Below are 25,243 nucleotides of genomic sequence, written 5' to 3' on the forward strand. Positions count from 1 at the left end.
CGGCCCCAAAAGCACGAGCTGCGATATCGCCGCCGGCTTCCCAATCATGGAGAAACTCGAAACCTTGCGCCTGACCGGGCAAGGGTACCTCAGTCGAAAACCGGCGCGGCACCCCCCAAGGCACCGCGCCGGCTTATTGATTACATCGTCTTTTCGGCTTCGACGGCCTTACGGATCTCTTCGCGCTCGGCGTCCGGAGCGGCAACGAGGCCGTATTCGACGAGCGGGCTGTCGGGGCCGATCATCTGGTCGGATACGAAGAAGTTGACGTATTCCTTCAGGCCCGGAACGGCGCCGAGATGTGCCTTCTTGACGTAGAAGAACAGCGGGCGGGAAACCGGGTAGGTGCCGTCAGCGATGGTCTCGGTCGACGGAACGATACCGCTCATCGAAGCAACCTTGAGCTTGTCAGCGTTGTTTTCGTAGAAGGAGAGGCCGAATACGCCCACGCCGGTCTTGTTGGCAGCGATGCGTGCCAGCGTTTCCGGATAGTCGCCGTCGATATCGACTGCAGCGCCGTCCTTACGGACTGCGACACAAGCCTTCTGCTGAGCGGCCTTGTCGGTGATTTCCTTGGCGATGACGTCGAGTGCGCCGGAAGCCTTGCAGCCGGCGGCCAGAACGTTCAGTTCGAAGACTTCGCGGGTGCCGTGCTTTTCGCCCGGGATGTAGGCAGCGATATCAACAGCGGGGAGCTTCGGATTGACTTCCGACCACTTCTTGTAGGGGTTGGCAACGAGCTTGCCGTCAACGACGACCTGAGCGGCCAGAGCCTTGTAGAGGTCCTCAGGAACGTAGGCGACGTCAGGGTTGGACGAGTCGGTTGCGAAGACGATACCGTCATAACCGATCTTCACTTCCTGGATGTCGGTGACGCCGGCGGTCTTGCAGGCTTCCAGTTCGTTCTTGTTGATCGGACGCGAAGCGTTTGCAACGTCGATGGTGTCTTCGCCAACTCCCTTGCAGAATTCCTTGAGGCCAGCGCCCGTGCCGCCGGATTCAACGACCGGCGTCTTGAAGTTGGTGAAGGTTTCGCCGAAGGATTCAGCGACGATCTTTGCGTAAGGCAGAACGGTGGACGAGCCGGCAACCTGGATCTGGTCGCGAGCGGCTGCAGCGCCTGCAAAAGCAACGGTTGCGGCGAGAGCGGCAACGGTAAGTTTAAGCGTGTTCATCAAAAAATCTCCCGGCATTGGGCTTTGTGTGGGCAGGCCCCCCAGGGCCCTCGCATTGCCTTTTTTCATCGGCAGCCACTCTTTAGCCCCTGATGCACAGAGCTTTTATGTCACTTTGGTGAAACATTTGTGACAGGTTAAATTATTGAAATGTAATAATAAAAATTTTCGATGCTATGGATGTGTTGCGGCTTTATGTCAAAACCGCACTGTAAAGGCCGTTCCCTTGCCAACCTCGGACTTGACGATCAGCCGTGCACGATGACGCGTGAGGATGTGCTTGACGATGGCAAGCCCCAGGCCGGTGCCCTTTTTCGACCGGCTGTCCTCGATGCTGACGCGGTAAAAGCGCTCGGTCAGGCGCGGAACATGCTCTGCCGGAATGCCAGGCCCCTTGTCGGCGACGGTAACTTCAACCGGCTGTCCGGACCCGTTCTTGACCGTCACATCGACGGCCTTACCTTCCTGGCCATATTTGCAGGCGTTTTCGATCAGGTTCTCGAAGACCTGCACCAGTTCGTCGCGATCGCCGAGCACTTCGGCCTGACCTTCCGGCAGATGAAGGTTGATCTCGACGCCCACATCCTTGGCCAGCGGGGCGAGCGAATCCCGGACATGGCCGAGCAAGGGGACAAGATCGACCTTCTCATCCGGCGCGATATGCGACTTCAGCTCTAGACGCGACAGAGACAATAGATCATCAACCAGCCGGCTCATGCGCGTCGTCTGGTCGAACATGATGCCGAGGAAGCGCTCCTGCGCTTTCGCATCATTCTTTGCCGGCCCCTGAATGGTCTCGATGAAGCCGCGCAGGGAGGCGAGCGGCGTGCGCAGCTCATGGCTGGCATTGGCCACGAAGTCCGAGCGCATGCGGTCGATACGACGCACCTCGGAAATATCGCGGAAGGACAGGATGAAGAAATGCTCGGCATTTTCGCCACCGCCAAGATCGATCGGCGCGCTGCGGACTATGTAGACCCGCTCGGAGGGGAGCCTCTCAGAATGCTCGATCTGGTTCGGCGCGTTGGTGACGATGGTTTCGCGCACCATGTCGAGAATGCCGGGCGAACGGAGACGGGCGGAAATATGGGCGCCGATGATCATCTCGCCGAAGGCCTTCTCGGCCGCCCGGTTTTGGAACAGCACCGAGGCATCGCCCGAGAGCACCATGACGGGAATGTCCAGTCCGGCAAGCGTTGCGGAAACCTCCGGCAGACGGCTTTTCGGCGCTTCCGGTTCAGGAACGGGCAGTTCGGCGAGCTTCGCCTGCACGGCGGGCTCGGCATTCATGATGACGACAAGCAGCATGAGGGCAACAAGGGCCAGGACGCCCCATTTATTCATGTCTGCCGCCAGCGCCACCATTCCGATGACGAGCGCGGCCAGAAGCACTGGCCGTTCCTGCCTGATGCGGGCCATCAGCCCCGATGTCCACGGCGTTTCCTCTTCCACGTGCCCCTCGCCCGCATCGGGTCCTGTTTATCGCTTCAAACTTTGCCTGATAGCGCTGATTCATGACAGAAGTTTTCGGCTGCGGCCACCAGCTGCGAAACAAGCCGTGGAAACACACAGCTTTTTCTGAATTCCCCGAGAGATTTGATTTTTCACACGAAATATGATCGCCTGCTCAAAAGCCGACGTTGCTGGAGGAAATCATGGGCGAGGATGTCGAAAGCCGCGCAGTCGAACTAGAGATCAGGGGCAAGAAGCGTGTCTTCGACGTCGATGATCCGGTCCTGCCCGATTGGATCAGCGACAACGCGCTCGAATCCGGCGACTTTCCCTACAAGAAGAAGCTGAAGGAAGAAGACTATCTCGAAGACCTCGAGAAGCTGCAAATCGAACTGGTCAAGGTGCAGTTCTGGCTGCAGGCAACTGGCAAGCGGGTGATGGCGCTGTTCGAGGGCCGGGATGCCGCCGGCAAGGGCGGCGCGATTTCCGCATCGTCTGCCCGCATGAACCCGCGTCTTGCCCGCGTCGTCGCGCTGGCGAAACCGACCGAACGCGAAGCCGGTCAATGGTATTTCCAGCGCTATATCAGCCAGTTTCCCACGGCCGGCGAATTCGTGCTCTTCGACCGCTCCTGGTATAACCGCGCCGGTGTCGAACCGGTCATGGGTTTCTGCACGCCGAAGCAGTACGAGGATTTCCTCGAACAGGCGCCGCAACTTGAGAAGGTGATCGCCCACGAGGGCATTCATTTCTTCAAGTTCTATCTGGATATCGGCCGCGAGATGCAGCTGAAGCGCTTTCACGACCGCAGACACGACCCGCTCAAGGTTTGGAAGCTATCGTCCATGGATATCGCGGCACTGACGAAATGGGGCGACTACAGCGACAAGCGCGACCGGATGCTGAAAGCGACGCATACCGAATTCGCGCCCTGGACCGTCATCCGCGCCAACGACAAGCGGAGAGCACGGATCAACCTGCTTCGCCACATGCTGAAGACGATGGACTACGACGGCAAGGACAAGAGCGCGCTCGGCGAACTCGACGAGAAGATCATCGGCTCGGGTCCCGGCTTTCTGAAATAGGATGGGTTAATGCGGCCTGCAGCGGCGATCGGCGGATTTTTGACGGTATTTGTGCTCGCCGCACAGGCACATGCCTGCGTGCTGCTGCAGGACGTCGATTACAGCGTGCTCTATCGGTCAGATACGATCGTCAGGGCTAAAGTTGTCGGCTACCAGAGCCGCCCGGAGCAGAAGGACGCGCTCTTCCGTCTTGAGATCGAGCAGGTGCTCACCGGCAAGAGCGTCGAGCGCCATATCATCGAGGCGCGCTGGGAACGGAAATACAAGCCGGCGCCGCAGATCTGGGACGGCTATACCAACGTGATCGTCGGCCTGCGGCTTTCCGGCGGCGCACCGGCGCAGATCGTTCGTGAAAGCTGTGGCTTCGACGGCATCGTCGAGGATACGCCGCAGGACCTCTCGATCCTGCTCAGCCAGGCGCCCGCCGGCAGCTGATCGAGCCTGCTTATTGCCCGGGCAGGATACGCACCGCGTAGAGATTGATCCCGCGAGCCCTGCCATCGACATCGCTGTTGATCAGCAGCTTGCCATCCGAGCTCGGCGCCAGAGAGCGGTCAAACCTGACCTGCAGCAGCGCATCCGACTTTTCCCGCGTGACGCTGAAACGGTGCCGGGCGCAGTTCCCGAGCGTCTGGAAATCGCACTCGACGGTGATTTGCGTCGGCTCGTCGGTGGTCGACTGCAGGGTGATGGCGATGGTCGACGACTTTCCGGCGAGCTGTTGCAGCACGGCGGCGGGCACGGTGATGCCGATATTGCCGTCGGCGCCGTTACTCTGCGAAATCAGCCGGACGGCAGCCGCGTCGTTCTCCGTGACGTTTTCCGTATGCGCCTGCGCACCATTGGCGATCTTGTTGGCATCGGATGGCTTGAAGACCTCGATCCATTCGGATGAGAAGCTGTTCTGCGGGTCGATGGTTACAGGCTCGTCGGTGTGGTTGCCGGAATTATCTGCCGTCTCGCTCTGGCTGCCGTCGAAATCCTCAGGCTGGGTGCTGGCAGGCGGATTGGCAACGCTGGTATCGCGCTCCGCGGCCGTCAGCAGCAGGCCTGACTTATGCGCCCACCAGGCCCCCATGCCGATAAAGGCGATCAGCACGCACCAGACCAGAAGCCTGGAGAAAAACTTGCGCGGCTTTCGGCGCTTGGCCGCCCCTTCCGGGCGGAAATCCATATTGCCGGGAGCCGCAGCCTTGGCCGCCGGACGCGGTTCGGCGGCAAAGCCTTCCTCCGCAGCGGGTGCAGCACCCAGGTGATCGGCAGCACCGGCATGCACGCCGTCGAGGCTCGCATCGTCATAGGCGCTGCGCGGCTCTTCTGCATGGCGGGTCTCGCCTGCCAGTTCCGGCGCGGCCGCCTCAGGCGACGGGGCTTCATGATGATAGGGTTCGGGCACTTCGACGACGGGGGGCACCGGCACTTCCGGCGGCCCCTGGCGCGGATGCATGCGCTCGCGCTCCTCGGCCTCGATCATGTGGATCGTCGTCTCAAGCCGGTGGCGGTGATGGGCGACGGCGTCGCGATCCGTGACGTCCTGCTTGCGCAGCCCTGCCTCCAGCGCCTGGCGCGCGGACTGATAGATTCTGGCGCGGATCTCTGGATTGTCGCGATCGGAATTGCCAAGTGCCGTTCTGATGGCCGTTTCTAATCCGCTCACGTGCGATCCTTCACTCTTGAAACCGGCATTCCGCTCAAATCTTTACAAATGCCTAACAAAATCCGGTAGCGGCAACAGCGCCAAACCGCAAGCCTCCGGCACGCCGCCCGGCCGATCGGCAGGGGAAAACGCCGCCTTTCAGAATATCCGAAAATCGCAAAATCGATAGCCTGCCCGGTTGGGCGGTCTTTTCCCCACCCGGCAAATCTGTTATCGAATTGACGCTTCCGTAAACGTCAATTCATGGTGACCTCATGGCCCTGCCCGAAATCCTGACGAAGAACCTGCGACTGCCGGTGGTGGCCTCGCCGCTGTTCATCATCTCGCATCCGGCACTGACACTGGCGCAATGCAAGGCAGGCATCATCGGCGCGTTTCCGGCGCTCAACGCCCGGCCGGAAAGCCAGCTCGACGAATGGCTGGCGATGATCACCGAGGATCTTACCGCCCACAATGCCGCCAATCCGGACCGGCCGGCCGCGCCGTTTGCGGTCAACCAGATCGTCCATATGTCGAACAAGCGGCTGGAGCACGACCTGATGCTCTGCGTGAAATACAAGGTCCCCGTCGTCATTTCCTCGCTCGGCGCCGTGCCGGAGGTGAATGCCGCCGTGCATTCCTATGGCGGCATCGTGCTACATGACGTCATCAACAACCGCCACGCCAACTCGGCGATCCGCAAGGGTGCCGACGGGCTGATTGCGGTCGCCGCCGGCGCCGGCGGCCATGCCGGCACACTGTCGCCCTTCGCCCTCATCCAGGAAATCCGTGAATGGTTCGATGGCCCGTTGCTGCTTGCCGGTGCCATCGCCAATGGCGGGGCGATCCTGGCGGCCGAGGCGATGGGCGCCGACATGGCCTATATCGGCACCCCCTTCATCGCCACCGAGGAGGCCCGAGCGAGCGACGCCTACAAGCAGGCAATCGTCGATGGGGCGGCCAACGACATTGTCTATTCGAACTATTTCACCGGCGTGCATGGCAATTATCTTAAGCCATCGGTGAAATCCGCAGGCCTTGACCCCGACAACCTGCCTGTCGCCGATCCCACGAAGATGGACTTCGAACAGGCAGTCGGCGGCGCCAAGGCCTGGAAGGATATCTGGGGCAGCGGCCAGGGCATCGGCGCCATCAAGGCTGTCGAGCCGGTTGCCAAGCTCGTCGATCGCCTCGACAGCGAATACCGTGCCGCCCGCGCCCGCCTCAGCCTCTAGGACGATTTCCACAGCGCCGGTCTTTTTTACCAAAGCCGCCAGACGGCGCTTGAAATCTTCAAACAATGGCTGTATCAGCGCCATGCAAATCGCGGGCCGCCTGGTTCGGCCGCACGGATTGCCGCTTTAGCTCAGGTGGTAGAGCACATCATTCGTAATGATGGGGTCGCAGGTTCGAGTCCTGCAAGCGGCACCATTTGCTTTTCCCAGTCGTTTCGATACCGCTAAAAGCACAGCCTATGGCTTTGTTAAGCTTTTTCATAGTTACGCAATGATTGAAATACATGGTTAACCCTTGATTGATATCGTTTCCTCCAGTTGTGATTTGGGGGATAGTTTCCATGAAAGGTTTGGCTGCCGCGGTTTTGGCGTCGGCGTTTTCGGTCGTTGGTGTTCACGGGGCGATGGCTGCCGATCTGGCGCCTAACGATCTGATGATCCCGAAGTTTCTGCTCGATGAACCGGAAAAAGTACCGGCAACGGCGAGCCGGTTTACCGGATATATCGAAGGGGGCTTCGAGACCGGCACATCGCGCGACACCGAGCTCGACAGCCGCTCGTGGCGGTTGCGCGGATCGATGAATGCGAGTTCCGACACCGGGCTCAACCTGCAGGCGGATGCCGACTATGCGCATTCCTATCTCCAGGAATACGGCTGGAACGACAATATCGGCGGTACGCTGCATGTCTATTACCGGCCTGACGGAAACTATGCGTTCGGCGTCTTCGGCCAGACCGGACGGTTTGAATCGCGCTTCCTGCCGGATACGACCGCGCGCGATTATCTCGGCGGCCTGGAAGCCGCATGGCTCGGCACCGACATGACCATCTATGGTCAGGCCGGCCTCGGCACGACCGATATCGGCGGCTTTGACTATGATCACTATGCCGGCCGTGCCGGGCTGCGCTATTTCTTCACAGACAATATCCGCGCCGATTTCGAAGCTGCATTCGACCGCTACCAGGATGACATCGAGACGGCCGATATCTGGAAGATCTCCGCGATCGGCAACTACCGACCGGATGGCACGCCGGTCTCCTTCTACGCGGGCTACCGCTTCGAGCATGCCAAGCTCACTGTCGACGACTTCGGCAGCGACAGCGACATCTCCAACAACTTCCTCGTCGGCATGCGCTATCACTTCGGCTCGACCAGTCTGAAGGACGAAGAGAGCAACGGTCCGATCTGGCGCGGAGCGTCGTTCTAGGCAGTAACGGGATTGACCATGGCCGCCGCAGCGAAACCATCGCTGCGGCGGTTTTGCGTTGTGTAACCGGAAGGATAATTGGCTTTACAGAGCCCGCAGCAAGGGCCTAAAAACCAAAGCAGCACTTCGCGCCGGCGCTTGCCCCTTTCTGCCGAGCCGCCTTCGATGACGGCATAGCGAAGCATCCTGAAAGGTAAGTCATGTCTGATACGGCCCAGCGCTCGAACCGCGTTCTCGTTGTCGCGACCATCATGTTTGCCACCTTCATGGTGGCGATCGAAGCCACGATCGTGGCGACCGCAATGCCGCGCATCGTCGGCCAGCTTGGCGGTTTCAGCTATTACAGCTGGGTATTTTCGGCCTTCCTGCTGGCGCAATCGACGACCACCGTCATCTACGGCAAGCTCTCCGACATCTTCGGCCGCAAGCCGGTGCTGATCGGCGGCATCGTGGTGTTCCTGATCGGCTCGCTGCTTTGCGGCTTTGCCTGGTCGATGACCTCGCTGATCGTCTTCCGCCTGCTGCAAGGGCTTGGCGCGGGCGCCATCCAGCCGGTGACGATGACGATCATCGGCGACCTCTTCAAGCTCGAGGAACGCGGCCGCGTCCAGGGTATCATGGCAACCGTGTGGGCAACCTCGGCGGTGGTCGGGCCTCTCGCCGGCGGCGTTATCGTCGACAATATTTCCTGGGCCTGGATCTTCTGGATCAATCTGCCAATCGGCGTCTTCTCGATCATCGCCTTCTCGCTGTTCCTGAAGGAAACCGTGGCGCACAAGGAGGCCAGCATCGACTATCTCGGCGCGATCCTGTTTTCGATTGCCATCATCGCCGTGCTGGTGATCCTGACCGAGACGGATGCCAGCGCCTGGATCCTGCTCTCGCTCGCCGCCGTCTTCGTCATTTCGGGCGCCCTGTTCTTCTGGCAGGAGAAACGCGCGCCCGAGCCGATCATCTCGATCGCGCTGTGGAGCCGTCGCCTCGTCGCGACGAGCAATATCTGCATGCTGCTTGCCGGTATGGCGCTGATTGGGCTTTCCACCATTCTCCCTGTCTATATTCAGGGCGTGCTCGGCCGCTCGCCGATCGTTGCCGGTTTCACGCTGACCATGCTGGTTGTCGGATGGCCGCTGTCGGTGATGATGTCGAGCAAGCTGTTCAAGGCCTTCGGCATTCGCAACACACTGCGCTTCGGCAGCCTGCTGTTTCCGTTCGGTGCGCTTTTCCTGCTGTTCCTGACGCCTGACAGCTCACCGATCGTTGCCGGCGCCGGCTCGTTCTTCATGGGCTTCGGCATGGGCCTCATCAACCTCACCAGCATTGCGCTGGTTCAGGACAGCGTCGAATGGTCGATGCGCGGCAGCGCCACGGCCTCGATCATCTTCGCCCGCAGCCTCGGCAACACGCTGGGCGCCACCGTGCTCGGGGCGATCCTCAATGCCGGGATCAATCACTATGCCAGCGGCGACACCGCCGAAAACCTGCACAACGTCCTGAACCAGCCGACCGGTCTAACCGAACTCGCAGGCGATCCCGTTGTGCGCGGCATCTTCGATGCGTCTCTGCATTGGAGCTTCTGGGGTATCGTCGTGGTGGCGGTGATGACGCTGATTTCGACCTGGCTCATCCCGGTCGGCGATCATCGCCGCAAGACGACGAGTGTTTCCGCCAGCGAAGCGGCATCGCACTAAAAGTAAAAGGTCAGACTTCGGCCGGATTCTGCGGCAGTGATTGCAGCAGGGTCTGACGGGCAGAGCGCAGGTGCAGGCGGGCCGAGAAATCGATCTGCGCCTGATCGCCGGATTCCAGCGCGGCGATGTAATCGAGATGTTCGTGAATGGCGCGCTCGTTGCGCTGGCGGGCCGCCGCCTTGTTCCACTGGTAGTGATAGTGGAAGACGATGGCGATGGCATCGTAGAAATCGGCGATGAAGCGGTTCTTCGAAGCGCGGTGGATCAGCAGGTGGAAGCGCTCGTCGAGTGCCGAGAACTCCTTATAGCGGCGATCCATATCGGCGAGCACATCGAGATGGTCCTGCTTGATGACGGCCAGATGCTGCCAGGCGGCATGGTCCTTCGGAAGACGGCCGAAATCGGCGGCCGAGTGCAGCTCGAACATCTCGCGCACATCGGCGAGTTCCAGCGCGAATTCTCGGGTGAAGCCCTTCAATATCCAATGACTGTTCGGACGCTTCTCGATCAGCCCGAAACGGGAGAAGCGGATCAGGAATTCGCGAACGCTTGTCGTCCCGGTACCGATCTCGCGGGCGAGCTCCAGCTCGTTGATCTGCATGCCGGGCGCGGCATCATCCGAGAGGATACGCTGCATGAAGCTGCGCTCGATGATGTCGTGCAGCGAGTCCGTTTCCTCGGAGGGGAAAAGATCCTTGGCTGTCGGCGCCCTGAGCACGATCTTCTGGCGCTTGTTCCAGCGGATGATCCCCTCGTCGCTCAGGCGCGTCAGGATCGCCCGCGCGGTGCTGCGGCTGATGCCCAGCTGGGCGGCGATTTCGGGCTCCGACGGCAGCGCGGCATCCGGACGCAGTGCGGCCGCATACCTGTTGTACGCTTCCTTGAAGACGGTATTCTGTCTTGCCATGCCACCCCGCTCCTTCCCGTGCGCCGAGACCCTGCACGCGATCGTGCGGCCAGTGCGCCGGGGGCTTATCCATTGCAATCCTTATATTATTCTGGATTGCTTGCGGCTGTTTGCCTCCCTCGTCCACAGGAACAATATTCCCGTTGACTTCAAAATGTTTATTGTAGATAAAAAACAAAATCAATGCGCATTTCGCCAATGCAGCGAGCGTTTTCTTCAGGGAGAAGACAATTGGACAAACTTCCTTGGCTCATCCTTTCGGCCGGAGATAATGTCGCCGTTGCCACGTCGGCCATCGAGCCCGGAGCCATTGTTGCCGGCGTTGCCGCACGGCAGAAAATCGACCCCGGGCACAAGGTTGCGATCGCCGACATCCCGCTCGGCACGCCTGTTGTCAAGTATGGCCAGGCGATCGGCCGCACCACCGCCGAGGTGAAGGCGGGCGACCACGTCCACAGCCACAATCTGCATTTCGAAAACGACCGCCTGGCAGCGACCGCCAATTCCGCGCCGGAAGCGGCGACAGCGGAAGACAAGGCCCGCACCTTCATGGGCTACAAGCGCGCCGATGGCCGCTCCGCGACCCGCAATTACATCGGCATCATTGCCAGCGTGAACTGTTCCACCACCGTCTGCCGCGCCATTGCAGACGAGGCAAACCGGACGATCCTGCCGCATTACGAAGGCATCGACGGCTTCGTGCCGATCGTTCACGACCAGGGCTGCGGCATGAGTTCGACCGGCGACGGCATGGCCGTTCTGCACCGGACCCTTGCCGGCTATACGCGCCACGTCAATTTCGGCGGCGTGCTGATGATCGGCCTCGGCTGCGAGGTCAATCAGCTGACGCTCTACGGCCAGAGCGGCGCCGGCGACACTAAACGCCATTTCAACATTCAGGATGCCGGCGGCTCGCGCCGCGCCGTCGAGCGCGCCATGGGCATGCTGCGCGAAATCGCCGCTGATGTCGGCAAGGAACGCCGCGTGGCGCTGCCGATCAGCGACATCATCATCGGTCTGCAATGCGGCGGCTCGGACGGCTTTTCCGGGATCACCGCCAATCCGGCGCTCGGCGTCGCGGCTGATCTGCTGGCGGCAGCCGGCGGCACGCCCATTCTTTCGGAAACCTCGGAAATCTACGGTGCCGAACATCTGCTACGCAGCCGTGCAGTCAGCGACGACGTGGCAAGGAAGCTCGATGAGAAGATCGTCTGGTGGGAGAAGTATGTCGGCCTGCATGGCGCATCGCTCGACAACAATCCCTCGCCCGGCAACAAGCGCGGCGGCCTGACGACCATTCTCGAGAAGTCGCTTGGCGCCGTCGCCAAGGGCGGGCGCTCACCGTTGACAGCTGTCTACGGCTATGCCGAGCGCGTCACGGCGCCAGGTCTCGTCTTCATGGATACGCCCGGCTACGACCCGGTCTCCGCAACTGGCCAGGTCGCGGGCGGCGCCAACATGATCGCCTTCACGACGGGACGCGGCAGCTGCTTCGGCTGTCGTCCCGCTCCATCGCTGAAGCTGTCGAGCAATTCGGCGCTCTATGCGGCGATGGAAGAGGACATGGACATCGACTGCGGCACGATCGCATCAGGTGACGCGACGATCTCGGGCAAGGGCCGCGAGATCTTCGAGCTCATCATCAACACCGCATCGGGCAAGAAGACCAAGAGCGAAGAGTTCGGCTACGGCGATAACGAATTCGTGCCGTGGCATCTTGGAGCAACGCTCTAATATACAGACGGACAAGTCTTCAGAGGAGGAATGATGAAGACGAGGAGGATCGGCAAGACGGATCTGCAGGTGACCGAAATCAGCTTCGGTGCTGCAGCTCTCGGCGGCCTCTACCGCGCCTGCCCGCGCGAGCAGGCGATGGACACGCTGGATGCGGCCTGGGATGCCGGGATCCGCTATTTCGACGTGGCGCCCTGGTATGGCCTCGGCCTCGCCGAGCGCACTGTCGGCGATTTCCTGCGGGCCAAGCCGGAAGCCGAGTATGTGCTGTCGACCAAGGTCGGCCGCCTGCTGCGGCCGGTGCCGACCGGCACTGTGCCCGATTACAGCTATGTCGATCCGCTCTCCTTCGATGCGGACTATGACTATTCCTATGACGGCATCATGCGCTCGGTCGATTTCAGCTATGCGCGGCTTGGCCTCAATCGCATCGACATTCTCTATGTGCACGATATCGGCGGCTATACGCATGGTGCCGCGAAGAATGCCGTTTATCTGAAACAGTTTCTCGACAGCGGCATCAAGGCTCTGGAGCAGCTGAAATCAAGCGGTGCGATCCAGGCTTTCGGCCTTGGCGTCAATGAAGTGCCTGTTTGCCTCGACGTGATGCGCAATGCCGATATCGATGTGATCCTGATGGCCGGGCGCTATACGCTGCTCGACCGTTCCGCGGTGGCCGAACTCATTCCGCTCTGCCAGCAGAAGGGCACGAGCCTTGTGGTCGGCGGCGTCTTCAATTCGGGGATCCTCGCGACCGGGCCGGTCCCTGGCGCGCATTTCGACTATATGGCGCCGACGCCTGATGTCGTTGCCAAGGTGACCGCGATGGAAGAGATCGCCAAGCGCCACGGCGTTCCGCTTGCCGCGCCCGCGCTGCAATTCCCGCTTCGCGATTCATTCGTCTCATCGGTGCTGATCGGCACGGCCAGGGCATCCAGCCTGGAGCGCAACATGCAGCTCTTCGAGCCGCGCCTGCCCGACAGCATCTTCCCGGAATTCGAAAGCCAGACACTCGTTGCCAAGCCATTGGGCAGCGATGCCGTTCGTATGTAGGAGCCACGCATGCTTAAGGGTATCCACCCCGTCCTCAGCCCCGACCTGCTTCTGGCGATCGCCAGAATGGGGCATGGCGACGAGATCGTTATTGCCGACGCCAACTTCCCGTCCGCCAGCATGGGCCCGGAAATGATCCGCGCCGACGGCGTGAGCGCCACCGATATGGCCGAAGCGATCCTGACCCACTTCCCGCTAGACACTTTCGTGCCGGAAAGCGCATGGCGCATGGAAGTCGTCGGTGACGCAGCAGCCGTGCCCGAGGTCTGCGTCGAGTTCCAGGCGATCGTCGACCGCAAGGCGGGTGACAGCTTCCGCATCGCCACGCTGGAGCGCTTCGCCTTCTACGAACGGTCGCGCAAGGCCGCCTATATTGTCGCGACAACCGAATTCCGGCTCTACGGCAATCTGATCCTGAAGAAGGGCGTCGTTCTTCCCGAAGAGGTCTATCGCGGCTGACGACAATTTTAGAGTATCTTTGAATTGATGGAAAAACATCAGCTTAAGGAGGATTGAAGGAAGCGAAAAAGGCGAAATTGCCCCACTTGCAATTTCAAAAAGCCTCAGCTAGCTTCATCCGGCAAATGTTTTTTATCGATAAAAATCGTCCGCCGGCGTTCAGCGGTCTGGTTTTCTGGAGGAGAACGCAACTTGGGAGGAGAACCCACAATGAGCATGAAGTCCATCCTTTCCCGCCGGGCGTTTAGCGCTCTCGCAGGTGCAGCCTTTATCGCAACGGCAATGCCGATGCCGTCCTTCGCTGCCGAAGTGACGATCCCGATCATCGTCAAGGACACCACGTCCTTCTACTGGCAGATCGTTCTGGCCGGCGCCCGCAAGGCCGGTACCGATCTCGGCGTCAAGGTGCCGGAACTCGGCGCGCAGTCTGAATCCGACGTCAACGGCCAGATCAGCATTCTCGAAAACGCTGTTGCCGGCAAGCCGGCCGCTGTCGTCATCTCGCCGACCGAATTCAAGGCGCTCGGCAAGCCGATCGACGAAGCTGCCAAGTCCGTTCCGATCATCGGTATCGACTCCGGCGCTGACTCCAAGGCCTTCAAGTCGTTCCTGACCACCGACAACACCCAGGGCGGCCGCATCGCTGCTGACGGTCTTGCCGCTGCCATCAAGGGCGCCACCGGCAAGGAAGAAGGCGAAATCGCCATCATCACCAGCATTGCAGGTGCAGGTTCGCTCGAACAGCGCCGCGAAGGCTTCCTCGATCAGGTCAAGACCAAGTATCCAGGCCTGAAGGTGATCGCCGACAAGTATGCTGACGGCCAGGCAACCACCGGCCTCAACATGATGACCGACCTCATCACTGCCAACCCGAACATCGTTGGCGTTTTCGCGTCCAACCTGATCATGGCGCAGGGCGTTGGCCAGGCGATTGCTGAAAACAAGCTCGGCGACAAGGTCAAGGTCATCGGCTTCGACAGCGACGACAAGACGGTCGGCTTCCTGAAGGATGGCGCACTGGCCGGTCTCGTGGTGCAGGACCCGTATCGCATGGGCTACGACGGCATCAAGACCGCGCTTGCCGTCTCCAAGGGTGAGAAGGTCGAACAGAACGTCGACACCGGCGCCAACCTGGTCACCAAGGCCAACATGGCAGAGCCGAAGATCGACGCTCTTCTGAACCCGAAGATCAAGTAATCTTCAGCCGGGGCCGCGCGTAAGAAATTCCGCGCGGCCTTTTCTTCACCTGTGTTATCGTCCGCGTGGGAGCGCGGAACCTGGGTGGAGAAACAGGAATTCGCATATGGGAGGAGAGGTCCATGGACGGACTGGAAGAGGTCAGTCATCGCCACGATGACAGTGCCACGCTGAAAGAGGCAAGCCGTATTCCGGCAGGTTCGCCCATCCTGGAACTCAAGGGATTGCAGAAGAATTACGGCTACGTCCAGGCGCTGAAACCAGCGACGGTGACATTTCTGGCCGGTGAAATTCACGCGATCGTCGGCGAAAACGGCGCCGGAAAATCTACCCTCATCAAGCTTCTGACTGGGGTCATCACCCGCACGGCCGGTGAAATTCTCTGGTGTGGCCACCCCGTCGGCCTCTCGTCGCCGAACGAGGCGATCGCCCGCGGCATTAACGCCGTTCACCAGGAAGTGGTGCTCTGCCCGCACCTGACTGTTGCCGCCAACCTCTTCCTCGGCGACGAGGTCAATCAGTTCGGCCTGATGCGCAAGAAGCAGATGGTCAACATGGCGCAGACCGTGCTCGACGATCTCGGCTTCGGGCTGCCCGCCAGTGCGCTGCTCAGCGATCTGACCATTGGCCAACAGCAGCTTGTGGCGACCGCCCGTGCGGCAATGCGCGGCACACAGTTCCTGATCTTCGACGAACCGACGGCCTATCTGACGCGCCAGGAATCGGCGCAGCTCTTCAAGCTGATCCGCAGGCTGCAGGCCGAAGGCGTGACGATCGTCTATATCAGCCACCGCATGGAAGAAGTGTTCGAGCTCGCAGACCGCGTTTCGGTGCTGCGCGACGGAACACATGTCGGCACCCGGTTGATCGGCGAGACCAACGAGAACGAGTTGATCGCGCTGATGATCAACCGCTCGATCGAGCAGATCTATCACAAGGAAGAAATCGCGATCGGCGAGACGATCGTCGAAGTCCGCGGCCTCTCAGGCCCGGGTTTCGAGGACATATCGCTCAGCGTCAAGGCGGGACAGATCGTCGGCCTCTATGGCCTCATCGGCGCCGGCCGCAGCGAATTCGCACTCGGGCTCTACGGCCGGGAAAAGACCACAGCCGGTGAAATTCACTGGATGGGCAAGAAGGTCGACATCAGGAACGAGCGCGCGGCCATGGATCTCGGCATCGCGCTGGCGCCGGAAAGCCGCCGCGACCAGGGGCTCTGCCTCAACCTGCCGATCGGCCTCAATATCAACCTGCCTGTCTTCAAGCGACTGAGCAGCGGGCCCGTCATCAATCATACCGTCGAGACGGCGAACGCCGACAAGCAGATCCGCGATCTCAGCATCAAGACGCCGARCCGCCGCGTGAATGCATCCAGCATGTCTGGCGGCAACCAGCAGAAGATCGTCATCGGCAAGTGGCTGAGCCACGGCGCGCGGCTATTCATCTTCGATGAGCCGACTGTCGGCGTCGATGTCGGCACCAAGGCGGAAATCTACCGGCTCTTTGCCAAGCTATTGAAGGAAGGCGCGGGCATCATCCTGATCTCCTCCTACCTGCCTGAAGTCTATGAGCTTGCGGACCGGCTGCATGTGTTCCGCGGCGGCAAGCTTGTCGCCAGCCATGATTTCCACGCAGCGTCGCATGAAGAAGTGCTTGGCGAAGCGATCGGCGTCTGAGCAAGAAGAATAAGAGGGAGAGAGAACAGTGACTGCAACCCCCACCGAAATTGCGCCTCCGCCGCCACGCCGCAAGGTCAACATTCTGTTCGGCCTGACCCTGATCGGTCTGCTGCTCTTCCTCTGGCTGATGCTCGGAATTTTCACCGCCAGCTTCTGGACGCCCCTAAACATCAGCAACCTGCTGCGGCAGGGGTCGATGACGGCTATCCTGGCGCTCGGGCAGACCTTCGTGATCATCACGGCGGGTATCGACCTTTCGGTGGGCGCCATCGTCGGCTTTGCCGGGGTCATTATCGCCTGGCTTTTGCAGGCGGGCGTCCCGGTCTGGGCGGCTATCCTGCTTACCCTGCTGTTCGGCGTGCTGATCGGCACCTTTCACGGCTTCGGTATCGTCAAGATGGGCCTGCCGCCCTTCATCATCACCCTGGCAACGCTGACATCGCTGCGTGGTATCGGCCTTTTGATCACCAATGGCTCGTCGATCAATATCGTCAACGAGGACTTCTCGAACTTCGCCCGCGCCGACTTCCTCGGCATTCCGAGCCTGTTCTGGATGGTGATCCTGGTCGCGGTGCCGAGCTTCGTGTTCCTGCATCTCAGCCGCTGGGGCCGCTATCTCTTCGCGGTCGGCTCGAATGCAGAAGCCGCGCGCCTCTCCGGCGTCAACGTCAACCGGATGATCTTCCTCGCCTATATTCTCTCCGCCACCTTCGCCGCCTTCGTCGGCGTGCTGCTGGCCTCCCGTATCGCCATCGGCAACGCGACACAGGCGGACGGCTGGGAGCTGCAGGCGATTGCTTCCTCGGTCATCGGCGGCACGTCGCTCTTCGGTGCGGTCGGCTCCGTCCACGGCCCGCTGATCGGCGCCTTCATTCTGGCGACCATCAACAACGGCGCGAACCTGCTCAACGTCAACTCCTTCTGGCAGCGCATCATCACCGGTCTTCTGATCATCGTGATCGTCTACTTCGACCAGTTGCGCCGCCGCCGGAGCGTCTGAGACGAAAAGCGAAGCCGGTCATCGACCGGCTTCTTCACTTCTGAATGCGAGAAACAAGATGAAAGCAGTGCTTTGCCAGAAGCCCGGTGTGCTCGAAATCGTCGAGCGCCCTTCCCCCGGCACGCCCGCTCCCGGCTGGGTGCGGCTGGCGGTCAGCCATGTCGGCATCTGCGGCACGGACTACCACATCTTCGAAGGCAAGCATCCGTTTCTCGAATATCCGCGCGTCATGGGGCATGAGATATCCGCCACCGTCGTCGAGACCGGCGACGGCGTGGCGATGGCGGTGGGAATGCCTGTGATCGTCAACCCCTACCTTTCCTGCGGCACCTGCGTTGCCTGCCGGAAGGACAAGCCGAACTGCTGTACAAACATCAAGGTTCTCGGCGTCCATACCGATGGTGCCTTCTGCGAAGAGATCACGGTACCCGCGGGCAATCTCTATGCCGCAAAGGGTCTCAGCCTCGAAGCGGCGGCGACCGTCGAGTTTCTGGCGATCGGCGCGCATGCTGTTCGCCGGTCGATGGCAGCCGCCGGTTCGCGCTCGCTCGTCATCGGTGCCGGCCCGATCGGGCTCGGGGCGGCCATCTTCTCCCGTATCGCCGGTCATGAGGTTACGCTGCTCGATACCAGCGCCGAGCGTCTGCAGATGGCCGCCGATCGTTTCGGCTTCCAGTCGGGCATCGTCGCGAACGAGGCAACCGCCGATGCAGTGAAGGCTGCAACAGATGGCGATTGTTTCGATGTGGTCTTCGATGCCACCGGCTATGGCCCGTCGATGGAAAAGGCCTTCTCCTTCGTTGCCCATGGCGGCGCACTGGTACTGGTCAGCGTCGTCAAGGACGAAATCCGCTTCTCCGATCCCGAATTCCACAAGCGCGAAATGATGGTGATCGGCAGCCGTAACGCAACGCGGATCGATTTCGAACATGTGGCGGATTCGATCGCCAAGGGCCTCGTGCCAGTCGACAAGCTGATCACCCACCGCACGACGCTCGCGGACGCGCCACGCGATCTCGCCCGCTGGGCGCATGAGAAGAGCGGCCTGATCAAGGCCGTGATCAAGGTCGCGGGTTGATCAGACCGCTTCGATGACCTGACGCATCTGACGGACGATGCCTGTATCCGTCTGGTTCGAGCTCGGCGCTTCGAAACCGAAGGCAACCGCGCGCGGGTCCATGCTGGCCAGCGCCGAGCTGCAGGAGCCGTGAATTTCCCGGGCGCCGGTAGCACGCAGGATTTCGGCTGCATTGGACGGGCGCACGCCGCTGCCCGGCATGATCGAGATGCGGCCAGCGGCCTTGGCCGAAAGCCGCTTAAGGGTTTCGAGACCGTCCATCGCCTTTGGCACACAGCCTGACGTGAGGATACGCTCGCAGCCGAGTTCGACGGCCTGTTCAAGCGCCGCATCGGCATCCGGAACCAGATCGAAGGCGCGGTGCAGCGTGGAGCCCAGACCTGCGGCATGTGCCTTGAGGCGATGGATCAGCGGCATGTCCAGCGTGCCATCCGGCCGGTTGGCGCCGATGACGACACCTGCGAGGCCGAAAGCCCTGACGGCATCGATATCCGCCATCATCGATGCCTCGTCGGCCGCATCGAAGATGAACGGGCCGGCATGCGGGCGGATCATCGCGTAAACAGGGATCGGCGCTGCCGCCGCGGCTTTCATCATGCCTGCAACAGGCGTCAACCCGCCGAGTTCGAGAGCGGAGCAGAGCTCGATGCGGTTGGCGCCGCCTTCGATCGCGGCGGCAAGCCCCTTGGCGCTATCCACGCATACTTCAAGCAAAACCGGCATTTCTCATCTCCCGAATTGGCGCGCCGAACGCTCTACGCCATGACCGGCGATTTTGCGATGGGTTGGCCGACGATTTTGCGTACGGCGTCGATGATCATCGTGCAGGCATCGGCGGAAGCTTTCCGGTGATTGAAGGCCACATGATAGGAAATCGGGATCTGCTCGGCCAGATCGACGATCCGCACGCGATCGGCAATCGGCAGCGCGCTGACGCGGCCGAGGAACGAGACATAGCCGTGATTGGCGACGAGATCGACGATCACGGGCAGCGAATCCGCCGCACGGATATCCTGGTTGCGGAAGCGGCGGCTCACCATGCCGGCGCGGCTAAGTGCCGTCGCAGCATCGCCGAGACCCGTGCGCTCGCTTGGGGTGCATATCGGGTGAGCGGCGACCAACGCGGCGACATCCGTCTCCGTGCTCTCCGGCGGGGCGATGGCGACAAGATCGGTGCGCAGCAGTTCGCGATTCTGGAAGCTCTCAAGACCGAAAACGGAATCGAGAATGGCGACATCGATACGGCCGGATTTCAGCGCCTCGCGCAGGTCATCGGCGGTCATCGAGATCAGCGAGATGGCATTCTTGTTACGGCCGGTATTCCAGTCTGCCACCAATGCGCCGAGGCAGCGAGCCACCCAGCTTTCGGCTCCGGTCGGGATGATCGAGCCGATCCTCAGCGACCGGGCTGTGCGCTGATAGCGCTCGTCGGCGGCCGATTTCAGGTCGTTCCATGCCTGGCTGATCGCCGAGAAGATGGCGTAGGCGCGCCTGCCCTCCTCGGTCAGCGCCGAGCCCTGCGCCTGCCGTTCGAACAGCTTGTGGCCGGTGAATTTCTCCAGATTGGCGATCTGCAGCGAAAGCTGCGGCTGACCGAGGCCGAGACGGCGGGCAGCACGGTTGATGCTGCCTTGATCGGCGACCTCGAGAAAACGCTCCATGGTCGCAACCTTCACCGGGATGCGGGCAGCCCAACCTTCGAAGTCTTCCGGTGCCTCACCCGAGAGATCGGCAAGTTGGTCGATCGCCTCCAGAACGGGCACCAATCCCTCGCCCACCTTGCTGCTGGCGATCAGCGTCACCAGTTCGCCGGAACTGCGTTCCGTCAGTTTCAGCGCCAATTCGCTTTCGAGATTAGAGACAGCCGCCGACACCGTCGAGGCAGCCAGCGTGAAGCGCCGCGCGGTCTCTCTGACGGACCCTGATGACAGGACGTGGCTGGCGATGAAAAGGGCACCCAGATGCAATGCGCGGGTCTCCGGAAGTCACTGAAAATCGGACACTATTGTGTGTTCACGAAAAAAGATATCCCATTTCGGAATTCGCAGGCTATCGTCACCGGACAAGAAAAGCGGGGCGATGGCTGATGAAGCCATTGAGCACTCGATGATCGTGGAAACACGCAAGGGAACAAAAACAAATCCCGCCAGCATTGCATAAAGGAATGCAATTGCGCGCGCGGGACTGCTTTCACGGCGATAATCGCGCCGCGATCGCAAATACTGGAGAGGGGTTGCATCGATTTTTCGAGAACGCACACTATTTCCATGATGCTCGCAGGTCCGGCATGACGGCGGTTTTCGCCCGAGCCGGGGGACTTAACGCGTGAAGGGCTCCGCCAGAGCCCTAGCGCTTGTAAACGGTGCAAACCAAGGGGACACTCCATGCTGAAGAAACTCGCACTTGCCGTTTCTATTTCCGCCTTTGCGGCGGGTGCGGCCCATGCTGCAGACGTCGTCGTTTCGTCGAAGATCGATACCGAAGGCACGCTGCTCGGCAACGTCATCGCGCTCGCTCTGGAAGCCAACGGCATCAAGACCAAGGACCGCATCGCGCTTGGCGCAACGCCTGTCGTGCGCAAGGCGATCACCGCCGGCGAAATCGACATCTATCCCGAATACACCGGCAATGCCGGCTTCTTCTTCAACAAGGCCGATGACGCCGCCTGGAAGAATATCGACCAGGGTTATGCGCTGGCCAAGAAGCTCGACTATGACGCCAACAAGATCGTCTGGCTGACACCCTCGCCTGCCAACAACACCTGGGCGCTCGCCGTTCGCAGCGATGTCGCCGGTCCCAACAACCTCAAGACCATGTCCGACTTCGGCAAATGGGTTGCCGGCGGCGGCGCCGCGAAACTCGCGGCTTCTGCTGAATTCGTCAACTCGGCTGGCGCCCTGCCCGCCTTCCAGACGACCTACGGCTTCAAGCTGACGGCCGATCAGGAAGTCGTGCTCTCGGGCGGCGACACGGCTGCCACCATCAAGGCCGCTGCCGACCAGACCAACGGCGTCAACACCGCCATGGTTTATGGTACCGATGGCGCGATCCAGGCTGCCGAGCTCGTCGTTCTCGAAGACGACAAGAGCGTGCAGCAGGTCTATGCACCGACCCCGATCATCCGCGAAGACGTGCTGAAGGCCAATCCGAAGATCGAGGAAGTGCTTGCCCCGATCTTCAAGAGCCTGACCGCCGACGAATTGCGCAAGCTGAACGCCAAGATCCAGGTCGATGGCGAGCCGGCAAAGTCGGTTGCCGAGGGGTACCTGAAGGAAAAAGGCTTCCTGAAGTAATACACATTGCTCCGCCCTTCGGGGCGGAGCTACCTTCTTGGCGGACAGGGATGGATCGATGGAAGAAACCTTAGCGGTCCGCAAACTGGACCGGCTCGGCGTGGTGTTGGTGATTGCAGGCGTTGTTGCCGCTGCCCTTCTGCCCTTCATCTATGTGAAGGCGAACCGCATTGCTTCAGGCAAGCCGATGCTTCTCACGCAGCTTCTCGACCAGCCCGCCACCATCATTCTCACCCTCCTGCTCATCGCCACCGCCTTTGCCGCGCTCTTCCTGCAAAATGCCTTGCTGCGGCTTGCCATCAGCACGCTGTCTCTGGCCGCACTGATCGCCGCGATCGGCTTTGCCGCGACAGCCTTCACACCCGCCAACAGCAATGCGGCGCGCATGACGCCCGGCGGCAGCTTCTGGATCCTGCTCGGCGTCGTCGGCCTGATCGTTTCGGATGCGCTGGTGAAAATCCGGCTGACACCCTGGATGCGGGTGGCAGCACTTACCGCCTACAGCGCGTTGCTGGCGGTCTGCCTCACGTCCGGGCTGCTCGACAGCCTGTCGATCATGAAGGAATTCTCGACGCGTTCGGCGCAGTTCTGGTCCGAGGCCTGGTCGCATCTACTGCTGGCCTTCGGGTCGCTGGCAATTGCCATCGTCATCGGGTTGCCACTCGGCATCTTCTGCTTCTGGGTGCCGAAGCTGCGCGCCGCCGTTCTGCAGGGGCTCAGCCTCATCCAGACCATCCCGAGCCTGGCACTGTTCGGCATCCTGATGCTGCCGCTCGGTTACATCGCCACACATGTGCCGCTGGCTGCCGAGCTCGGCATCCGCGGCATCGGCACCGCGCCGGCACTGATCGCGCTGGTGCTCTATTCGCTGCTGCCGATCGTCGCCAATACCGTGGTCGGCCTCGAAGGCGTCGATCCCTCGGTGCGTGATGCGGCGGCGGGCATGGGCCTGACGCGCCGCCAGATCCTGACCGGGATCGATCTGCCCTTGGCACTGCCTGTCATCGTCACCGGCATCCGCATCGTGCTCGTGCAGGCAATCGGCCTTGTCACCATCGCCGCGCTGATCGGCGGCGGCGGCTTCGGCATCTTCATCTTCCAGGGCATCGGCCAGACGGCGATGGATCTCGTCATGCTCGGCGCCGTGCCAACCGTCTTCTTCGCCTTCTCATCGGCCGTCATCCTGGATGCGGTCATCGACAGCATACGGGGATCCGCCGCATGACCATGATCGAGATCAGGAATGTCACCAAGCGCTATGGCGCCGCCACCGTCGTCGATAATGTCTCGATGCGCGTCGAGAAAGGATCGGTCACCGTGATCGTCGGCACCTCGGGCTCCGGCAAATCGACGCTGATGCGGATGATCAACCGGCTGGTGCCGATCACCGAGGGAGAGATTTTCGTCGCCGGGCAGAATGTCATGGACGTGCCGGTGACCGAACTTCGCCGCAAGATCGGCTATGCGATCCAGGGCCACGGCCTTTTCCCCCATCGCACCGTGGCGCAGAACATCGCAACCGTGCCGCAGCTTCTCGGCTGGGATGGCGCCCGCATCGCCAAGCGCGTCGAAGAACTGCTCGGCCTCTTCAATCTCGATCCGGCGACCTTTGCCGAGAAATATCCGCACCAGCTTTCCGGCGGCCAGCAGCAGCGCGTCGGCGTTGCGCGCGCCTTGGCGGCAGAACCCGAAGTGCTGCTGATGGACGAGCCGTTCGGCGCGCTCGACCCCGTCATCCGCGGCAAGGCGCAGGACGACCTGCTGGCGATCCAGAAGCAATTCGGCACCACCGTCATCCTCGTCACCCACGACATGGACGAGGCTTTCCATCTCGGCAACCAGATCGCCGTGATGAGCGGCGGCAAGCTGCTGCAATGCTCGACGCCGGAGAAGATTCTCACGGAACCTGCCGATCCCTTCGTGCAGCAACTGACGGGAACCTCGGACCGGGCGCTGAAGCTGATGTCACTCTCACCGCTCAAGGAAAGCATGGCGCCCGCCAAGAGCGGCCTCGGCTTTTCGCTGCCGCAATCGCTCAGCCTGCGCGATGCGCTGGCCGAGATGATCTGGCAGGGCTCAGACGAAGCTGCGGTCACGGATGGCGCAAAGACACCGGTCGGATCGATCTCGATGACCAAGCTGCTCGAGCTGGGCCGCAAGGCATGAAGTTCATCGTCGCCAATATCTTCCGTGTGGCGGCATTCGCGCTGCTCCTGATCCTGCTGTTCAGGACGGAGTGGCTTTCCTTCATGCTCGTGCCGCTGACCAATAACAATGCGCCGCCCGTTTACACGCAAAACAGCCTGCCCTCCCTGGCGTTGGCGCATCTGGAGCTTGTGATCGGCTCGATCGTCTTCACTGCCATTCTGGCGATCCTTGCCGGCGTCTTCGTGACACGCAAGAGTGGGGAGGACTTCCTGCCGCTGTCGCGTGCAATCGCCAATGCCGGGCAGACCTTTCCGCCTGTCGCGGTTCTGGCGCTTGCGGTTCCCGCCACCGGCTTCGGGGCCGCGCCGACGCTGATTGCGCTCTTCCTCTACGGGCTGCTACCGATCTTCGAGAACACGGTCTCCGGCATCCGGCAGGTCAATCCCGCCATTCTCGATGCCGCAGATGGCATGGGGATGAACCCGACGCAGCGGCTGCTCAAGGTGGAACTGCCGCTCGCCTTGCCCTTGATCCTCGAGGGTTTGAAGGTCGCGACCGTCATCAATATCGGCACGGCAACGATCGGCTCGACCGTCGCCGCCAAGGGCCTCGGCGAGGTCATTATCGCCGGTCTGATTTCCGACAACACAGCCTTCATCCTGCAGGGCGGCCTGATCGTCGGCCTGATGGCGGTGCTGATCTATGATGCGATGGGTCTCGTCGAAAGCGCGATCACCCGCAGAATTGGCTTGCGCCCCGCCTGATCCGGCGGCTACCAAGGCTGCCGTGATACGGCATGAGGAGGCTGCCTTGGCAAAGATGATTCACTCCATGATCCGCGTTGTCGAAGAGGCGCGATCCGTCGAGTTCTACGGCAGAGTCTTCGGCCTCACGGTTGCCGATCGCGTCGACTTCGAGACCTTCACGCTTGTTTACATGAGCAATCCGGAGACCGGCTTCGAACTGGAGCTGACCGTCAACAAGGGCCGCACCGCGGCCTACAATCTCGGCGATGGCTACGGACATCTTGCTGTTTCCGTCGATGAAGTCGCCGTCGAGCACGCGCGGCTGGAGAAGGCCGGGCTCAATCCCGGCAAGCTGGTCGAGCTCAATCGCGACGGCAAGCTTTTCGCCTTGTTCTTCTTCATCACCGATCCTGATGGCTACAAGATCGAAGTCCTGCAGCGCCACGGCCGTTTTCAGTAAGAGCATC

23 protein-coding genes and 1 tRNA gene are annotated in these 25,243 nt (G+C 61.2%); 18 read left to right on the top strand and 6 right to left on the bottom strand.

The window, feature by feature from the left end; all coding sequences use genetic code 11:
* Positions 1-140: 140 nt before the first annotated feature.
* The gene (locus tag AC1DJO_RS09975) at positions 141-1,175 is read right to left on the bottom strand and encodes a substrate-binding domain-containing protein (protein WP_112385348.1); all 1,035 of its coding nucleotides are present in this window, start codon (positions 1,173-1,175) and stop codon (positions 141-143) included.
* A 198-nt stretch (positions 1,176-1,373) separates the two neighbouring features.
* Positions 1,374-2,594, bottom strand: coding sequence for a phosphate regulon sensor histidine kinase PhoR (phoR, locus tag AC1DJO_RS09980; RefSeq protein WP_112514028.1), 1,221 nt, complete (start codon positions 2,592-2,594; stop codon positions 1,374-1,376).
* Positions 2,595-2,830: 236 nt separating this feature from the next.
* Here phoR and ppk2 point away from each other — a divergent pair, with 236 nt between their 5' ends.
* Positions 2,831-3,712: a polyphosphate kinase 2 gene (gene ppk2 / locus AC1DJO_RS09985; protein ID WP_112514029.1), complete on the top strand. Its 882-nt coding sequence runs from the start codon at positions 2,831-2,833 to the stop codon at positions 3,710-3,712.
* A gap of 9 nt (positions 3,713-3,721) precedes the next feature.
* Positions 3,722-4,147 (top strand): hypothetical protein, encoded by a 426-nt coding sequence (locus tag AC1DJO_RS09990; protein ID WP_477970195.1) that lies wholly within the window; start codon positions 3,722-3,724, stop codon positions 4,145-4,147.
* 10 nt (positions 4,148-4,157) lie between these two features.
* Here the strand turns inward: AC1DJO_RS09990 and AC1DJO_RS09995 are convergent, their stop codons facing one another.
* Complete coding sequence (locus AC1DJO_RS09995) at positions 4,158-5,369, bottom strand: regulator (protein ID WP_477970197.1); 1,212 nt, start codon at positions 5,367-5,369, stop codon at positions 4,158-4,160.
* A 254-nt stretch (positions 5,370-5,623) separates the two neighbouring features.
* Here AC1DJO_RS09995 and AC1DJO_RS10000 point away from each other — a divergent pair, with 254 nt between their 5' ends.
* The 4 genes from AC1DJO_RS10000 to AC1DJO_RS10015 all read left to right on the top strand — a co-directional run bounded on the left by AC1DJO_RS10000 (position 5,624) and on the right by AC1DJO_RS10015 (position 9,482).
* Positions 5,624-6,583, top strand: a complete 960-nt coding sequence (locus AC1DJO_RS10000) for an NAD(P)H-dependent flavin oxidoreductase (RefSeq protein WP_477970199.1) — start codon at positions 5,624-5,626, stop codon at positions 6,581-6,583.
* 120 nt (positions 6,584-6,703) lie between these two features.
* Positions 6,704-6,779, top strand: a tRNA-Thr gene (locus AC1DJO_RS10005).
* A 145-nt stretch (positions 6,780-6,924) separates the two neighbouring features.
* On the top strand, positions 6,925-7,791 hold the full coding sequence (locus AC1DJO_RS10010; RefSeq protein ID WP_477970201.1) for a hypothetical protein: 867 nt from the start codon (positions 6,925-6,927) through the stop codon (positions 7,789-7,791).
* A gap of 200 nt (positions 7,792-7,991) precedes the next feature.
* Complete coding sequence (locus AC1DJO_RS10015) at positions 7,992-9,482, top strand: MDR family MFS transporter (RefSeq protein ID WP_477970203.1); 1,491 nt, start codon at positions 7,992-7,994, stop codon at positions 9,480-9,482.
* 10 nt (positions 9,483-9,492) lie between these two features.
* Here the strand turns inward: AC1DJO_RS10015 and AC1DJO_RS10020 are convergent, their stop codons facing one another.
* Positions 9,493-10,389 carry a GntR family transcriptional regulator gene (locus tag AC1DJO_RS10020; RefSeq protein WP_112514036.1) on the bottom strand — a complete coding sequence of 299 codons (897 nt, stop codon included), beginning with the start codon at positions 10,387-10,389 and terminating at the stop codon, positions 9,493-9,495.
* A 231-nt stretch (positions 10,390-10,620) separates the two neighbouring features.
* Between AC1DJO_RS10020 and AC1DJO_RS10025 the strand changes: the two genes are divergently transcribed.
* The 7 genes from AC1DJO_RS10025 (at position 10,621) to AC1DJO_RS10055 (ending at position 18,589) form a co-directional block, all read left to right on the top strand.
* A complete protein-coding gene (locus AC1DJO_RS10025) occupies positions 10,621-12,123 on the top strand; it encodes a UxaA family hydrolase (protein ID WP_477970205.1) in 1,503 nt (500 codons plus the stop codon).
* Between the two features lie 33 nt (positions 12,124-12,156).
* Positions 12,157-13,176, top strand: a complete 1,020-nt coding sequence (locus AC1DJO_RS10030) for an aldo/keto reductase (RefSeq protein ID WP_477970207.1) — start codon at positions 12,157-12,159, stop codon at positions 13,174-13,176.
* 9 nt (positions 13,177-13,185) lie between these two features.
* A complete protein-coding gene (locus AC1DJO_RS10035) occupies positions 13,186-13,635 on the top strand; it encodes an RbsD/FucU family protein (protein ID WP_477970209.1) in 450 nt (149 codons plus the stop codon).
* A gap of 210 nt (positions 13,636-13,845) precedes the next feature.
* Positions 13,846-14,832, top strand: a complete 987-nt coding sequence (locus AC1DJO_RS10040) for an ABC transporter substrate-binding protein (protein WP_112385335.1) — start codon at positions 13,846-13,848, stop codon at positions 14,830-14,832.
* Between the two features lie 122 nt (positions 14,833-14,954).
* Entirely contained in the window at positions 14,955-16,508 is a 1,554-nt protein-coding gene (locus tag AC1DJO_RS10045) for a sugar ABC transporter ATP-binding protein (RefSeq protein WP_477970211.1), read from the top strand.
* A 28-nt stretch (positions 16,509-16,536) separates the two neighbouring features.
* The gene (locus AC1DJO_RS10050) at positions 16,537-17,511 is read left to right on the top strand and encodes an ABC transporter permease (RefSeq protein ID WP_112385333.1); all 975 of its coding nucleotides are present in this window, start codon (positions 16,537-16,539) and stop codon (positions 17,509-17,511) included.
* Between the two features lie 58 nt (positions 17,512-17,569).
* A complete protein-coding gene (locus tag AC1DJO_RS10055; RefSeq protein WP_310293175.1) occupies positions 17,570-18,589 on the top strand; it encodes a zinc-binding alcohol dehydrogenase family protein in 1,020 nt (339 codons plus the stop codon).
* On the opposite strand, the gene AC1DJO_RS10060 is transcribed toward AC1DJO_RS10055, so the two are convergent.
* Positions 18,590-19,312: a copper homeostasis protein CutC gene (locus AC1DJO_RS10060; RefSeq protein WP_477970213.1), complete on the bottom strand. Its 723-nt coding sequence runs from the start codon at positions 19,310-19,312 to the stop codon at positions 18,590-18,592.
* A gap of 32 nt (positions 19,313-19,344) precedes the next feature.
* The gene (locus AC1DJO_RS10065; RefSeq protein WP_112514042.1) at positions 19,345-20,556 is read right to left on the bottom strand and encodes a LysR family transcriptional regulator; all 1,212 of its coding nucleotides are present in this window, start codon (positions 20,554-20,556) and stop codon (positions 19,345-19,347) included.
* A gap of 417 nt (positions 20,557-20,973) precedes the next feature.
* On the opposite strand from AC1DJO_RS10065, the gene osmF reads away from it, so the two are divergent.
* From osmF to AC1DJO_RS10090, 5 genes are read left to right on the top strand one after another with little or no spacing between them, the layout of a single operon-like run.
* A complete protein-coding gene (gene osmF / locus AC1DJO_RS10070; RefSeq protein WP_112385329.1) occupies positions 20,974-21,882 on the top strand; it encodes a glycine betaine ABC transporter substrate-binding protein OsmF in 909 nt (302 codons plus the stop codon).
* A gap of 58 nt (positions 21,883-21,940) precedes the next feature.
* Entirely contained in the window at positions 21,941-23,107 is a 1,167-nt protein-coding gene (locus AC1DJO_RS10075) for an ABC transporter permease (RefSeq protein WP_477970216.1), read from the top strand.
* Positions 23,104-24,048, top strand: a complete 945-nt coding sequence (locus tag AC1DJO_RS10080) for an ABC transporter ATP-binding protein (RefSeq protein ID WP_477970218.1) — start codon at positions 23,104-23,106, stop codon at positions 24,046-24,048. Before AC1DJO_RS10075 ends, AC1DJO_RS10080 begins: the two co-directional genes overlap by 4 nt.
* The gene (locus tag AC1DJO_RS10085; protein ID WP_477970220.1) at positions 24,045-24,794 is read left to right on the top strand and encodes an ABC transporter permease; all 750 of its coding nucleotides are present in this window, start codon (positions 24,045-24,047) and stop codon (positions 24,792-24,794) included. Before AC1DJO_RS10080 ends, AC1DJO_RS10085 begins: the two co-directional genes overlap by 4 nt.
* A 46-nt stretch (positions 24,795-24,840) precedes the next feature.
* Entirely contained in the window at positions 24,841-25,236 is a 396-nt protein-coding gene (locus AC1DJO_RS10090) for a VOC family protein (protein WP_477970222.1), read from the top strand.
* The last annotated feature ends 7 nt before the right edge of the window (positions 25,237-25,243 follow it).

It is taken from the genome of Rhizobium sp. 05N430, assembly GCF_056396985.1.